This window comes from Ruegeria sp. THAF57 (assembly GCF_903914075.1).
In the GTDB taxonomy this organism is placed as follows: domain Bacteria; phylum Pseudomonadota; class Alphaproteobacteria; order Rhodobacterales; family Rhodobacteraceae; genus Ruegeria.
The window spans coordinates 416,738-431,126 of record NZ_CAIWNQ010000002.1; the positions used below are offsets into that span (position 1 = coordinate 416,738).

Sequence of the window (14,389 nt, forward strand, 5' to 3'; positions counted from 1 at the left end):
GGCTTTGGACCGTTTCGCAAGCGTTCTATTGACCCAGACTTGCTCTTTCGGGCGCGGGCGCTTACGTCTCGTCTGACGCAAATACCGGAGGCCCCATGCTGTCACTGATCCAAATCCTGTTGCTGATCCTGGACATTGTCTGGTTCATCATTCTGGCCCATGTGATCATGAGCTGGCTGATCAACTTTCAGGTTCTCAACCTGCATCAGCAGTTGGTTGCGCAAATCTGGTACGGTCTGAACCGGATACTTGAACCCATCTACGGCCCGATCCGCCGGGTTCTGCCGAATATGGGCGGTCTGGACCTGACGCCTCTGGTCGTTCTCGTCGGCGTCTATGCACTGCGGATCATCCTGATCAACAATATGGTCTATTTCGTCTGACCTCTTGTTCACCGAATCTTAGTATGTGATTGTCCTGTCATAAGAGCAGATAAACCTTAAAACAGGGCAATCCCCACATGTTCGACGCCGCGCCCCTGCTGCGAGATGTCTTTGGATTCGACGACTTCCGACCGGGTCAGGAAGAGATCGTCGATGCCGTGACCGTGGGTGAAAACGTGCTGGCCATCATGCCGACGGGTGGCGGGAAATCCCTGTGTTTCCAACTGCCTGCTCTGCTTCGCGACGGGGTGACAGTGGTGATCTCGCCTCTGATCGCCCTAATGCGCGACCAAGTACGGGGCTTGCAAGAGGCCGGGGTTGAGGCTGGTGCGCTGACCTCGGGAAACACGCCCGAAGAAACCGATGCCGTGTGGGAGGCGCTGGAGGCTGGGCGGCTTAAACTACTTTACATGGCGCCCGAACGTCTGGCCGCCGGGTCGGCACTGGGGATGTTGCGGCGGATCAATGTCAGCCTGATCGCCGTGGATGAGGCGCATTGCGTCAGCCAATGGGGCCATGATTTCCGCCCGGATTATCTAAGGATCGGAGAGCTGCGGCGCGCGTTGAACGTGCCTCTGGCCGCCTTTACCGCCACGGCGGATGCCGAAACGCAGGATGAGATTGTCGAGAAGCTGTTCGACGGCACCGAGCCCCGCAAATTTCTGCGCGGATTTGACCGGCCCAACATCCATCTGACCTTTGCTGCCAAGGACGGTCCACGCAAACAGGTGCTGGATTTCGCCGCCGCGCGCAAAGGGCAATCCGGCATCGTCTATTGCGGTACCCGCAACAAGACCGAAGTATTAGCGCAGGCCCTGCGCGCCGAGGGGCATTCCGCCTGCCACTATCACGGCGGTATGGACCCCGAGGATCGCCGCATCGTCGAAACCCGCTTTGCCCGCGAAGATGGGCTGATCGTCGTCGCCACCGTGGCCTTTGGCATGGGCATCGACAAACCCGATATCCGCTGGGTCGCTCATGCGGACCTGCCCAAATCCATCGAGGCCTATTATCAGGAAATCGGCCGCGCCGGGCGCGACGGTGGCCCGGCTGAAACGCTGACTCTGTTCGGCCCCGATGACATCCGCCTGCGCCGATCGCAAATCGACGAAGGGCTGGCCCCGCCGGAACGCCGTATGGCCGACCATGCCCGGCTGAATGCTCTGCTGGGGTTGGCCGAGGCGCTGGCTTGTCGCCGCCAAACCCTGCTGGGGTATTTCGGCGAACAGGCTACGCCCTGCGGCAAATGCGATCTGTGCGATACCCCGCCCGAGGTGTTCGACGGCACCACCCCCGTTCGCATGGCCCTATCCGCCATCCTGCGCACCGAGGAATGGTTCGGTTCGGGTCATTTGATCGACATTCTTCTGGCCAATGAAACTGACAAGGTTCGGGCGAGGCGTCATGATGCGCTGTCCACATGGGGCATCGGCAAGGACTGGTCCCGCCCGCAATGGCAGGCAATTTTCCGGCAGATGATGGGGCATGATCTGGTTCGTCCCGATCCTGACCGCCACGGCGCGTTGCGCATGACCGAGGCCGCCAAACCGATCCTGAAGGGCGAGGCGCAGATTAACTTGCGCAAGGACACGATCCGCAAAGCCACTCGCCGCCCTGCCGTCAAGGCGATGGTGGCCGAAGAGGACGCGCCGCTGCTGTCGGCGTTGAAAGCGAAACGCCGCGCACTGGCGGAATCGCAGCGGGTACCGGCCTATGTGATCTTCCCTGACCGCACCCTGATCGAGATGGCCGAGACCCGACCCATGACGTTGGACGACATGGCCCGGATCGGCGGCGTGGGGGCAAAAAAGCTGGAACGCTACGGCGATACGTTCCTTGAGGTGATCGCAGGCGAAGCCGCCGCGCTGCACCCCGCCCGCCGCAAACTGGCCGGACGCGATCAGGGTGAGATTTTCGATCAGCTTCTGGCAGTTCAGAACGATCTGGCGCGCGGGCCGGAGGGGATCGACAAACAGCTGACCTGCTCGGCCTCACAACTGGCCAAGGTGGCGCAACTGCGCCCAGGCGATCAGCGCGGGTTGGAACAGGTGCTAGGCGATCGTCGCCACGAAAGGTTTGGGGCCGCCTTTCTGGACGTGCTGGCACAGGCAGGCTAGATACGCCCTATCAGGCAAGAAAAGAGGGCGGATATGCTGGTAGTGATTTCCCCGGCCAAGCGGCTGGACTGGGCCGAACGCGATGTGGCGGTCACTCAACCCGATTTTCAGGACGACGCGATCCGCCTATCGAAAACCGCCCGCAACCTCACGCTTGGCGATCTGAAAAAGCTGATGGACCTCAGCGACGATCTGGCCCGCCTGAACCGCGACCGGTATCGCGCGTTTTCTGACGCGCCCGAGGCCGATCTGACCCGCCCCGCCGCGCTGGCCTTTGCCGGGGACACCTATCAGGGGCTCGAGGCCGCATCGCTGGACACCGATGAAATGGCCTGGGCGCAGGATCACCTGCGGATTCTGTCGGGGCTTTACGGCGTGCTGCGCCCCCTGGACGCCATTCAGGCCTACCGGCTTGAGATGGGTAGCAAGCTGAAGACCCGACGCGGTAAGAACCTGTATGAGTACTGGCGCGACCAGCTCAGTAAGGCGCTGAACGCACAAGGCGCGCAGATCGAGACAGACATTCTGGTGAATTGCGCCAGTCAGGAGTACTTTGGCGCTGTCGATCCAAAGGCACTTAAGCTGCGTGTGATCACACCTGTGTTCATGGAGGACAAAGCAGGCACCCCCAAAATCGTCAGCTTCTTTGCCAAGAAAGCACGCGGCGCGATGGCACGATACATCGTACAGCACCGCCTGACCGATCCTGCGGGGCTGTTGGATTTCGACACCGGCGGCTATGCACACCGGCCCGAGTTGTCGACCGAGGACAAACCCGTCTTCGTGCGTCCCTATCAGGCCTGAGCCAGCATTGACCGGTCGTAAGCGACCAGTTCAACCGTGTTGCCCTCGGGGTCTTCGGTGAAAATCCCGCGCCAGCCAATCCAGTCGAATTGCTCAACCCGGTAGGACTGACCAATTTGTTCATACCAACGCATGACAGCGTCCTGTTCTTCGAAAGGCAGCGACAGGGCGATGTGATGCAAAGCCGACGCGCCGCCGGTCACCGGGGATTGATCACCTGTGGGATGCAAGCCCGGACGCGGCGCGGCTGTATGGTGGAACAGGGCCAGAACCTGGGTATGCCCGCCGAAACCCTGCGCGATCTCAAAGAAAACGATCGCGCTGTCATGGTCGCCGCTGAGACGCCGCAATCCGATCACTGTTTCATAAAACTCGACCATCGCCGGCATATCGGCGCATCGGATGGCAATCTCGCCCAGCGCGCGAGGCTGAAAACCACGTTCATTTGACATGCGTTCAGCCTAATTGGGTTATGGCTGTCCGGCAACGATTGCCTGCGTGCCCTCGGGTTGATGCGACAGGATCGCTTGATGGATTTTCTGTTTTTGCAGAGGTTTGGTCAGGTAGTGGTCCAAGCCTGCCGACAAAATCCCATGGTCATCCCCTGACATCGCATGCGCGGTCAGTGCGACGATCGGAACATGGCGGCCTGTCTCAATCTCGCGCCGCCGAATTTCACCGGTGGCCTGCTTTCCGTCCATTTTCGGCATGGAAATATCCATGAAGATCAGGTCCGGGTCGAATTCACGATGGGCATCCACGGCATCAAGTCCATTTCCGGCAAACCGCAGTTCGATGTTCAGATCCTTAACCATTTTCTTCAAGATCAGTTGGTTTGTCCGGTTATCTTCGGCCGCCAGAACCCGCATCAAGCGCCCGCCCGTCTGCGCGTTCGGGTGTTTAGGTTCCGCGCCTTCCGGTGCAGCTTTTTCTGCGGGTTCGGCCGGTGTTTCCTGACCAAGAGCGGTCAGGTGCGTATATAGTTCAGCCCGGGGAATGGGTTTTTGCAGAACGCCTTCGATCAGATGTCGAGCCGGGTTTGCGTGGATGACGGCAGGATTGGCCGACATCACCACAACCGGCAGTTCGCCCCACCCGCGATCTTTAAGGATAGTCGCCAATTCCAGCCCATCCATATCCGGCAGGTCGTGATCACACAAAAGCAGTTCAACGGTATCGTCAACTGCGGCCAAAGCCTCTCCACCAGACGAACACACCGTGACACGCGATCCCAGCCGGCCGAGCTGCTTGGACAGGATGGCCCGATTGACCGCCAAATCCTCGACAACCATCACGTGATGCAGACCCCCACCCAGATCCGGAGGGGCAGGCTGAACGCCTTCAACGGTCGGCATCGACACGCGGAACCCGAAACACGACCCACGCCCCGGTTCGCTTTCTACCCAGATCGTACCGCCCATCAGCGTGATCAGACGTTTTGTGATAGCCAGCCCCAGCCCGGTTCCTTCGAACTGGCGGTTGCGTTCATCTTCGACCTGATTGAACTCACCAAATATGTGGTCGATCTTTTCCGGTTCGATCCCGATCCCAGTGTCTTCGATCGCCACGTGTATATCGCAGGTCTTGGTATCGGTATTGGGCACCCCGGTAACGCGGATCAGAACATGGCCGTTGGCGGTGAATTTCACCGCATTGCCCACCAGATTCGTCAGAACCTGGCGAACACGGCCCGGATCACCAACAAATAGCGTTGGCAGAAACAGGTCATAGTCCACCAACAGCGTCAGCCCCTTGTCGCGGACACTTGGCTGCAACAGCATCGCAACCTCAAGAATACAGCGCTCAAAGTCGAACTGTTCGGGGTGCAGGATCAGCTTGTCCGCCTCGATCTTGGAATAGTCGAGAACGTCATTGATGATGACCAGCAACGCCTCACCCGAGTTGCGGATCGTGTTAAGATAGAGCCTTTGTTCCTCGTCCAGAGGGGTTTCAGTCAGCAGGTCAGTCATCCCGACAATACCGTTCATCGGGGTGCGTATCTCATGGCTCATATTGGCCAGAAATGCGGACTTGGCGCGGTTTGCTGCTTCGGCCCGTTCGCGCGCGGCCGTCAATTCGGCCTCATGCCGGACCGAGGCCGAGATGTTCAGCGCCAGACTTACAACATCGCCACCATTGCCCCGCTGGTCGATCAGCTTCACATAATGACCATTCCACAGGCGGATAACTTCCGCGTTGGGATGCGGTTGTGACCAACGCTCCAGCATCCTTTGGATCCAGTCCGGTGCAGCCTCGGATCGCAGATCAATCAGCCCCTCAGCGGCCAAAATCTCAAGTATCCGTGGATATGCGACGCCCGGCGCAACTTCGTCGATCCCATCAAACAAACTAAGGTAGGCCGTATTCGCTCCGATCAGGCGGTTATCGCCGTCAAAAAACGCGAAACCGTCCTGAAACGTCTGAATCGAATGCCATAACCGTCGTTCCGCCACTTCGATCTTGGCTTTGGCCAGCGTCAGGTCGGATTTGACCTTTTCGTTCTCACCCCGAACCGTTTCCACCTCGGCCTGGGTTTCGCCGATGCGCTTGGTCAGGGCCATTGCATGCAGGCCCAGCTTGCGGTTGGCGGCGGACAATTCGGCCTGCTTCATTTCCAAAAGACGCTCTGCCGCCAAACGTGCGCGTCGTTCCTGTGCCAGTTTTATTGCAAGACTCATCTTTGGTGATCCCGGACTAACCCGGGATCAACATCCAGCCAGAGCATGAAGAAGTGTTTAAGCGCTTACCGGGCGGCTCGGATCACTGGCGCGGGCCGTCAGCGACGCCCCTCGCGCAACCAACCGCCCAGCAGGAAGCCCCCCGCCAGAAGCAGCACCAACCACGGCGGCAGCAAACCGGCCTGCGTGACGTCCCGGGTTTCATAAGCGTCGCGCGGCGTCAGGCCAATCCAGCCGCGTCCGGATGTCGGTCGTCCCGCACGCACATTGCGGATGGCGGGCAGACCGTCCTCCAGCCTGATCGCCCCACCGCGCAACTCGGCCAGCAGCGGATCCAGAACGTCCGAGGTTGCGATGGTGCGCTCAAATTCTTTCGGGGCGGCCGGACCTAACCCGATAACGGCGGACAACTCGCCTTCCTGCAAACGGTAAAGTCCGATTTCCGGCCCGAAATACTGCGCCTCGAACCGGCCGGGAGAAATCATGTCGAGCGTGATGTCCAGCGTTTCCCCATTCGGGCGCGTGACCGTAACTGGACCGACCTCATCCTCAAGGGTCTGCCGAATGATCCGCATGATCTGGCCGTTGGCTTCGGCCCACAGCGCTTCTTCCTCAAGCTCGGGTTCTTTCATCATCCAATGCGCCAGCCGGCGCAGCAGTTCAAGCTGCGGCCCGCCCCCCTCGAACCCGCGGCTCCAAAGCCACGCGTGATCCGAGGCCAGCATTGCCACGCGGCCTTCACCCACACGATCAAGAACCAACAACGGTCTGTCTTCAATTCCGGTCATCAGCAACTCGCCCGAGCGGTGCTTTACGTCGATCTGGCGCAACCACGCGCCCCATTGTTCGGAATCGCCAAGATCAGTCGTAACCGGGTGGCGATGCCCCAGATCGGTCACCATCGGGACAAAGCGTTCCTCGATCACCCGCGCGGTTGGTTGCGCAGGCAGGATTGGCGCCAGGGGCGAGCGAAAGATACTGTCCGCGCTGGCAAAGTCAGGCCCGGCCGCGATCAGGACGGCACCGCCGTCGTTGATATAGTTGTTGACGTTATCCAGATAGATCGCAGGCAAAATGCCGCGCCTCTTGTAACGGTCAAAGATGATCAGATCAAAATCGTTGATCTTTTCCAGAAACAGCTCTCGAGTTGGGAACGCGATCAGCGACAACTCATCCACCGGAACGCCGTCCTGTTTCTCAGGTGGCCGCAGGATCGTGAAATGCACCAGATCGACCGAGCTGTCAGACTTCAGCAGGTTGCGCCATGTCCGCCCGCCCGGATGCGGCTCGCCCGATACCAGCAGCACGCGCAAACGATCGCGAACACCGTTCATCTGGATCAGCGCCGTATTGTTTCGGTCTGTCAGTTCGCCTTCGGCTTCGGGCACCGTGAATTGAATGACATTACGCCCGCCATGAGGCAGGCTGACGGGCAATTCCACGTCGACACCGATAGGGATCGAGAATTGTTGCGGCTCGGCCCCGTCGACCGAGATTTCAAGAGGCGCGTTGGTCGCGCCAGTAGGGGCCGCACCGCTATCTTCTACACGCAGGGTCAGGGTAACCGGCTCACCAATAATGGCAAAGGCCGGGGCATTGCGCACAATTAGGCGGCGGTCCCAGTCGGTGGCGCGCCCGGTTTGCAGCAAATGCATCGGCGCTGGCAGATCGGGTGCCTGATCTGCATCGTGCACAATCCCGTCGGATACCACGAGAATTCCGGCGATCCGCGCGCGCGGTTCCTCAGCCAACGCCTCGTTCAGCGCAGCCATGACCTGCGTACCTTCGTCGCCGTCACCATCACCGACTTTGATCCGGCGCAGCTCGGTATTGTCGCGCGACTCGATCTCGGCCGCCAGTTCTTCGGCTGCCAGCGCAGTCTGCTCGGCGCGGTCTGAAAGGGTCTGACTGGCGCTTTCATCCTCGATCATCAACACGATGTCTGTCAGGGGCGCGCGGTCCTCGATCTGGTAGACCGGACCAGCCAGCGCCCCGATCACGACAAGGGCCGCCAAACCGCGCAGGGCCCAACCGGACAGACCCCGCCAAAGGGCCAGAACCACCCCGGCAAGGGCAATCGCGGCAACGGTGGCCAGAACGGGCCACGGGATCAGGGGATCAAAGATAACGGTTCCTGTCATTGTCCCAACCTGTCCAGCAAGGCGGGCACGTGCACCTGATCCGATTTGTAGTTCCCGGTCAGGACATGCATCACCAAATTGACACCAAAGCGGTTGGCCAGCTCTCGCTGACGCTCACCTGCATAGCCGCGTCCAACGGGCAAAAGGGCCTGACCGTTGCGGTCAACGGCCCACGCTCCGGCCCAGTCGTTGCCGCCGATCACCACTGGCGTCACGTTGTCGTTGAGGTTGCGGAACGGCATCCCCTCGATCTGTTCGGCATCCAGTGGCGCGGCCTCAACCCAGACCTCGGTTCCGGCGTAGCGCCCCGGAAAATCCTGCAGCAGATAGAAAGCGCGCGTCAGCACGTGGTCACGCGGGACAGGCTCTAACGAAGGGATATTCAAAGGCGCAGCCAACTGCTGCAATTTGCGTCCATTGGGGCTGGAGGCGCCGAACCGCGCCACATCCGAGTCCCGCGTGTCAAACAAGATCATCCCACCCGAGCGCAGGTAAGCGTTGAGCTTGGCGTAGGCTTCAGCGGACGGTTGCGGTTGCTGGGGGGTTATGGGCCAGTAGAGCAACGGGAAAAAGGCCAGTTCGTCCCGCTCCAGATCAACGCCAATCGGTTCGGCTGGTTCGACGGACGTGCGATAAAACAGGGTTTGTGCAAGACCCCGCATTCCGGCACCCGCAATGTCATCGACCTGCGCGTCACCCGTCAGGACATGCGCCAACACCAGTTCCTTGGTGGCATTCAGGGCGAAATCGGTGTCTGCGGGTGTCTGCGCGTCCGCTTGAGGCACAAACAACAAAACTCCGACCGCCGTGGCTGCGACCTTGGCCAGACCCAACCGCCCCGACAACGCCAAAGACGCAATGACATCCACCGTCAGCAACAACAGCGCAAGGCTGAGCAGGATACCTCCGATGGGCGTTTCCGTGCTAATTTCCTGCCCCTTGATAGGCACATCCGGCGGCCAGACCGCAGGGCTGAGCACCGTGTCGCTGGTCAGAACATTCAGCGCCAGCTTTTGCTTACCGCTTTCGTAAAGCCCCGGACGCAGATCCGGGCCAATTGCACCCGACACAAGATCGACGCCATCAACGCCCGACAGATTGCCCGCATCAGACAAGGTGCCAAACCCATCCATCACCTGAATTGGCTCCCACGTGGTGCCCTGCAACTGGGACTCCTGCCGAGACTTGGCGGCCGAGGCGACGGCCAGCCGATCCAGCATTTCGACAAACAGGCCCGACAGGGGAAGGCTGGACCATTCTGCATCAGCCGTCACATGGAACAGCACAACCTGACCCAGCCCAAGCGCCTTGCGGGTCACCAATGGCGTGCCATCGGACAGCGAAGCAATCACGCGATCCGCCAGATTAGGGTCTGGTTGCGCCATGACCTGCGTGGTCACAGATACATCTCCGGGGACACTAAGCCCGTAAAAGGGTGAGCTTTCGGGGAACGGTGCAAGCCCCTTGGCCTCACCCCAGCTCATCGCGCCGCCAACTGATCGTCCGCCGCTGCGCAGGCGGACAGGCAACAGGATATCTTCCTCGTCACGGCCAAGATCACTGGCGGCCATACGCGGTCCGGCAAAGCGCAACAGCAAGCCACCCTCTTCGACCCATTCAACCAGTGCCGATTGTTCGCCCCCGGACAGTTTGGCGACATCGGCCAGAACAATCACATCCGGGTTGGCTGGCAACACATCCAGCAATCCGCCATCAACAAAATCCGCTGTCGGGATCAAAACCTGGGTCAGGTAGTGCAACGGTGACAGCAACTCTAACCCTTCGCGATTCCGCGTCCCAGCGATCAGGGCAACTTCGCGCCGCCGCAGGCTGTCATCAGTCAGCGTCACAGCCCCCGCAGACCGTTCACCTTGAATTTCAAACCGCGTGATCCGCGCACGCAGTTCTGACGGCAGGGCCAGTTCTATCTGGGCCTGCGTTTCGCCGCCTGCAAACTCCACCTCGGCGGATTGCAGTACCCGCATCACCCCGGCCGGGTCGCGGCCCTGCGCCAAAACCGTGATGCGTTCAGCCGGGCCAGCCTCGGCCCGTTGCGCGGTCAACTGAATGACACCGTCCTGATAGCCAGCCGGCAATAACCCAACAACGGAAGAGGGCGACTGATATACGGTGACACCCCCGCGCGCCTGCAACGCAGCAAGGATCGTTTCGCTGTCGTCATAGGCCAGACGGTCACTGAACCAATGCGTTTCAAATCCTCCTTCAACCTGATCCAGCGCGACCAAAGCCTGTTCAATCTGCGGCGGCTTAGGCTGCCATGGCATCGGAACCAATCCGGGCAATCGACCGCTCCACGCCTCGGCGGCCTGGAAGACAGGGACTTCGGGAACCGTCAGGTTAAGGATCGCGACCGTGCGCCCGGCACGCCCGGCCTCGGTCAGTTGCGCGTCAATCTGGTCCAACGTCGAAGACCAACGGGTTGCACCCGCCCAGCTTCCGTCTAGAACCAGCAACAATGGCCCTGATCCGGCTTGCTCTCGGGACGGGTTCAGAACCGGACCGGCCAACCCGATGATAATCGCCGCCGCTGCCATCATGCGCAACAGCAGCAACCACCACGGGGTGCGGTCCGAAACGCTTTCTTCATCCTTCAACCCAAGCAGTAGCGTGACCGCCGGAAACAGCCTGCGGATCGGCGCTGGTGGCACAGCGCGCAGGATCAACCACAGGATCGGCAGGGTCAAAAGACCCAGCAACACCCACGGTGCGGTAAATCCAATACCCGCCAGAACCGTCATGCCGTGCCCCCATCCAGCGCACGATAGAGCCACAACAGAGCCGCCTGCGCGCTGTCACCTGTATGGTGCAGACCAAGCTGCCACCCTGTCGCGCGGCACAACTGCGTCAGCGCGTCCTTTCGGTTGGCGAGCCGCTCCAGATAGCGGTCCCGCAACTCACCGGCTTTAAGGGTTTCGTGTCGCGCCGTGCCGCCAACGCTTTCGAATATGGTCCGCCCGCGATAGGGAAAGCTTTCCTCGGTCGGGTCCAGAACTTGCAACAGGACACCGCGCACGCCCCGGTCGGCGGCTTTGGTCAGGGCCAGCTCAACTTCATCCATAGGCCCGAGGAAATCGGAAATGAAGACGGCACGCGCGTGTGGGATCATGGCCCTGTGTTCTGGCGGGGCATAATCAGCCTCGGCATCTTCGGACCAAGCCTGCGCCAACCGCACGATCTGCGCATTGCCGCGCCGGGGCGGAAGGGTTGTTCCGGTCAGACCCACGCGTTCCCCGCCACGCACCAACAGGATCGCCGTTGACAGACCAAGCAAGCGTGCCCGATCTGCTTTGGTGTGCAGGGATTTGTCGGACGCAAACCGCATCGACGCGCCCTGATCGACCCAGAGCATTACCGATTGCGCGATCTGCCACTCGCGTTCACGCACGAATTGCTGATCCCCCCGCGCAGACCGCCGGTGGTCAATCATCCGACGGCTGTCTCCGATCTGCGCCGGGCGGTACTGCCAGAAATCATCACCTAGACCTGACCGCCTGCGTCCGTGATCACCCAGCAGGACGGTTCCCGCCAGATGTTCGGCCCGCGCTAACAGCGGCGGCAGCCGGGACGCCTCGGCCTCGGATCTTTCGCGAAGGGTCAGCGCGGCATTCACGCCGCAGCCTCAGTGCGGATCAGCCCGGCAGCCGTGGATTCGATGAGATCCGCAAGGCTGTCACCCCGCGCCCGCGCCGCAAAGTTCAGCGCCATCCTGTGACTGAGGACAGGGCGCGCCATGTCCAGCACGTCTTCGGCATTGGGTGCCAGTCGCCCTTGCAACATTGCCCGTGCCCGCACAGTCATCATTAACGCCTGCGCCGCACGTGGACCCGGCCCCCAAGCGACGGTTTCGGCCACGCGTTCAGAAACACCCGCCTCGTCCGGGCGGAAGGCGCGAACCAGATCAAGGATAAGTTCAACGACTGAGTCGCCCACGGGCATCCGGCGCAAAAGAACCTGCGCGGCCAGCAGCTCTTCTTTGGTGAAAATCTCGTGCGCGTCGTCTTCCTCGACGCCCGTGGTGGCCAGCAAAATGTCACGCTCGGTCTGGCGATCAGGGTATTCCACGTCGATCTGCACTAGGAAACGGTCCAACTGCGCCTCGGGCAGCGGATAGGTACCCTCTTGCTCAATGGGGTTCTGTGTCGCTAGCACGTGAAACGGTGTGCCAAGCGAGCGATCCTCACCCGCCACCGTCACCGTGCGTTCCTGCATCGCCTGCAACAGCGCCGATTGCGTCCGGGGGCTGGCGCGGTTGATCTCATCTGCCATCAGCAACTGGCAAAAGATCGGGCCAGAAATGAACCTGAAATGGCGGCTGCCGTCTTCGGCGGTATCCAGAACCTCGGACCCCAGAATATCGGCAGGCATCAGGTCCGGCGTGAACTGAATGCGGTTGCCGTGCAAGCCCATCACGGTCGACAGCGTCTCGACCAGTCGCGTCTTACCCAGACCGGGCAGACCGATCAGCAACGCATGCCCCCCGCACAACAGCGCGGTCAGGGTCAGGTCCACGACCCGTTCCTGTCCGATAAAGCGGCGGGTGATCGAGGACTTGGCCTCTTGCAGTTTGGTTTCCAGCGCTTCGATCTCGGACACGAGGTCGGCAGGTTCGGTCATGACTTTCCCTTCCGTGGACTAATATGGTTGAAGTGTATCGCGCGAAAAGGAAATGGCAAAAGTAATGAGCGGACAAAAACCTGTGACACCTTCCCCTGATGGCATTGCGGCATCAGTCAAAGCCGCCAAAACCAAGGGCTTGCCCCCGGTTCACCTATGGAATCCTCCGTTTTGTGGCGATCTGGACATCCATATCGCCAAAGATGGGTCTTGGACTTATTTAGGGTCGCCGATCAACAGGTTCGAGCTTGTGAAGCTTTTTTCCTCAATTCTTAAGAAAGAAGAGGGGAAATATTACCTCGTCACCCCGGTCGAAAAGGTGGGAATCACCGTCGAGGACGCGCCCTTCGTCGCGGTCGATTTCGATGCGACGGGCACCGGCACGGCGCAGGTGCTGACTTTCACGACGCATGTGGGTGACACAGCCATCGCAGGGCCGGACCACCCGATCCGCATTGTTATCGACCCTGAAACAGATGAACCCGCGCCCTACATATTGGTGCGAGCCAACCTCGAAGCGCGGATCGACCGCAAAAGTTTCTACCGGCTGGTCGACATTGCCGAACACAATGGCGAATGGTTTGGCGTTTGGTCAGGTGGACAGTTTTTCTCCCTGATCCGGTCCGAGGATTTGCCGGACTAAGCCCGGCGCACCACCCGACGATCTTGCGCCAGCACCACGGCCACAGCCACGATCCCCGCGCCCAGCGCGCGAGTCCAGTTCCACTCGTCCCCCAGCACAAGCATGATCAACATCACGTAAAACGGCGCGATGTTGATGTGGAACGACGCCAGCGCCACGCCGATTTTCCCGACCGAGGCGATAAAAAACACCTGACTCAGCCCCATCGAGATCAGCGCATAGATCACCAGCATTCCCGCTTGCTGCATATCAACCGGAGCCGTTGGGATGACATCCATCCCTAACTGCCCTGCCGCGAAGAACAGAAAGACGGCCACGACCAACCCGCCCACGAAGGTAATGGTACTACGCCCGGTCTGGCTGAGTTCTGGAAAGTCTCGCGCGGTTGCCATGCTGGCCCAGCAGAACAACCCCGTCGACACAATGGCACACCCAGCGCCCAGCCCTAGTTGAGCGGGGGCCACCGCGCTGGTCGCGATTAACCCACCGATGATGGACACGATGACTCCGATAGCAAAACTCCACCGCAAACGTCGCGCACCGGTCGCCAGCTCCAACAAAGTCGCAAACAAGGGCGCACACGAGGCGATGATGGCCACGGTCACCGGGTCGGTCAGCTTTTGTGCCAGAATGATCAGGAACATCGCCGCCCCAAGCGTTCCGCCGACCAGCATCGCATGTCCCCAACGGGCGCGCAGCACGCGGGTCGGCCCGTCAAAAATCACCCAGATCGGAACCATCACCAACACCGCAATCGCCAGTCGCGCCACCAAAAGCGCGACGGGGGGCCAGCTTTGCAACAGCACCTCGGCCGCCGGAAACCCGGCTGCCCATGTCAGCATGCTTGCCACCGCCAAGCCATTGCCGGGCAAGGCAGAACTGCGCCCGGCAGACACAGAAAGAGTGTTCCCGCGCACGGGGTCAGGGCTCATTGCCATGGTGTCAGACCTTTTGTTGGAACGGCGACCGAAAATGATTCGCCGCATTG

General features: G+C 60.6%; 11 protein-coding genes. 4 read left to right on the top strand and 7 right to left on the bottom strand.

Translation table 11 applies throughout. The features are described 5' to 3' along the window. Window positions 1–95 precede the first annotated feature (95 nt). The 3 genes from RUESEDTHA_RS06110 to yaaA all read left to right on the top strand — a co-directional run bounded on the left by RUESEDTHA_RS06110 (window position 96) and on the right by yaaA (window position 3,304). On the top strand, window positions 96–383 hold the full coding sequence (locus RUESEDTHA_RS06110; protein ID WP_171123085.1) for a YggT family protein: 288 nt from the start codon (window positions 96–98) through the stop codon (window positions 381–383). A gap of 77 nt (window positions 384–460) precedes the next feature. Next, complete coding sequence (gene recQ / locus RUESEDTHA_RS06115) at window positions 461–2,500, top strand: DNA helicase RecQ (RefSeq protein WP_180885294.1); 2,040 nt, start codon at window positions 461–463, stop codon at window positions 2,498–2,500. 33 nt (window positions 2,501–2,533) lie between these two features. Beyond that, window positions 2,534–3,304 carry a peroxide stress protein YaaA gene (gene yaaA / locus RUESEDTHA_RS06120; protein WP_180885296.1) on the top strand — a complete coding sequence of 257 codons (771 nt, stop codon included), beginning with the start codon at window positions 2,534–2,536 and terminating at the stop codon, window positions 3,302–3,304. Here yaaA and RUESEDTHA_RS06125 read toward each other — a convergent pair. The 6 genes from RUESEDTHA_RS06125 to RUESEDTHA_RS06150 form a co-directional block, all read right to left on the bottom strand. Further along, window positions 3,295–3,756, bottom strand: a complete 462-nt coding sequence (locus RUESEDTHA_RS06125; protein ID WP_180885300.1) for a VOC family protein — start codon at window positions 3,754–3,756, stop codon at window positions 3,295–3,297. The two genes, yaaA and RUESEDTHA_RS06125, sit on opposite strands and share 10 nt — an antisense overlap. An 18-nt stretch (window positions 3,757–3,774) precedes the next feature. Next, window positions 3,775–5,982: a response regulator gene (locus RUESEDTHA_RS06130; RefSeq protein WP_180885303.1), complete on the bottom strand. Its 2,208-nt coding sequence runs from the start codon at window positions 5,980–5,982 to the stop codon at window positions 3,775–3,777. 98 nt (window positions 5,983–6,080) lie between these two features. Further along, entirely contained in the window at window positions 6,081–8,123 is a 2,043-nt protein-coding gene (locus tag RUESEDTHA_RS06135) for a hypothetical protein (protein ID WP_180885306.1), read from the bottom strand. Further along, window positions 8,120–10,882, bottom strand: a complete 2,763-nt coding sequence (locus RUESEDTHA_RS06140; protein ID WP_180885309.1) for a DUF4159 domain-containing protein — start codon at window positions 10,880–10,882, stop codon at window positions 8,120–8,122. Before RUESEDTHA_RS06140 ends, RUESEDTHA_RS06135 begins: the two co-directional genes overlap by 4 nt. Then, entirely contained in the window at window positions 10,879–11,754 is an 876-nt protein-coding gene (locus RUESEDTHA_RS06145) for a DUF58 domain-containing protein (RefSeq protein ID WP_180885312.1), read from the bottom strand. The genes RUESEDTHA_RS06140 and RUESEDTHA_RS06145 overlap by 4 nt, the downstream gene beginning before the upstream one ends. Beyond that, a complete protein-coding gene (locus tag RUESEDTHA_RS06150; protein ID WP_170789493.1) occupies window positions 11,751–12,758 on the bottom strand; it encodes a MoxR family ATPase in 1,008 nt (335 codons plus the stop codon). Before RUESEDTHA_RS06150 ends, RUESEDTHA_RS06145 begins: the two co-directional genes overlap by 4 nt. A gap of 64 nt (window positions 12,759–12,822) precedes the next feature. Between RUESEDTHA_RS06150 and RUESEDTHA_RS06155 the strand changes: the two genes are divergently transcribed. Next, window positions 12,823–13,401 (top strand): DUF1285 domain-containing protein, encoded by a 579-nt coding sequence (locus tag RUESEDTHA_RS06155; RefSeq protein ID WP_180885314.1) that lies wholly within the window; start codon window positions 12,823–12,825, stop codon window positions 13,399–13,401. On the opposite strand, the gene RUESEDTHA_RS06160 is transcribed toward RUESEDTHA_RS06155, so the two are convergent. Then, window positions 13,398–14,333, bottom strand: coding sequence for a DMT family transporter (locus RUESEDTHA_RS06160; protein ID WP_255431633.1), 936 nt, complete (start codon window positions 14,331–14,333; stop codon window positions 13,398–13,400). The two genes, RUESEDTHA_RS06155 and RUESEDTHA_RS06160, sit on opposite strands and share 4 nt — an antisense overlap. Between the last annotated feature and the right edge of the window lie 56 nt (window positions 14,334–14,389).

What these genes read in the sequence shown, in the direction of transcription:
- RUESEDTHA_RS06160 (WP_255431633.1), bottom strand. Translation starts at nt 14,333, where the DNA reads ATGAGCCCTGACCCCGTGCGCGGGAACACTCTTTCTGTGTCTGCCGGG.
- recQ (WP_180885294.1), top strand. Translation starts at nt 461, where the DNA reads ATGTTCGACGCCGCGCCCCTGCTGCGAGATGTCTTTGGATTCGACGAC.
- RUESEDTHA_RS06140 (WP_180885309.1), bottom strand. Translation starts at nt 10,882, where the DNA reads ATGACGGTTCTGGCGGGTATTGGATTTACCGCACCGTGGGTGTTGCTG.
- RUESEDTHA_RS06135 (WP_180885306.1), bottom strand. Translation starts at nt 8,123, where the DNA reads ATGACAGGAACCGTTATCTTTGATCCCCTGATCCCGTGGCCCGTTCTG.
- RUESEDTHA_RS06130 (WP_180885303.1), bottom strand. Translation starts at nt 5,982, where the DNA reads ATGAGTCTTGCAATAAAACTGGCACAGGAACGACGCGCACGTTTGGCG.
- RUESEDTHA_RS06155 (WP_180885314.1), top strand. Translation starts at nt 12,823, where the DNA reads ATGAGCGGACAAAAACCTGTGACACCTTCCCCTGATGGCATTGCGGCA.
- yaaA (WP_180885296.1), top strand. Translation starts at nt 2,534, where the DNA reads ATGCTGGTAGTGATTTCCCCGGCCAAGCGGCTGGACTGGGCCGAACGC.
- RUESEDTHA_RS06110 (WP_171123085.1), top strand. Translation starts at nt 96, where the DNA reads ATGCTGTCACTGATCCAAATCCTGTTGCTGATCCTGGACATTGTCTGG.
- RUESEDTHA_RS06125 (WP_180885300.1), bottom strand. Translation starts at nt 3,756, where the DNA reads ATGTCAAATGAACGTGGTTTTCAGCCTCGCGCGCTGGGCGAGATTGCC.
- RUESEDTHA_RS06150 (WP_170789493.1), bottom strand. Translation starts at nt 12,758, where the DNA reads ATGACCGAACCTGCCGACCTCGTGTCCGAGATCGAAGCGCTGGAAACC.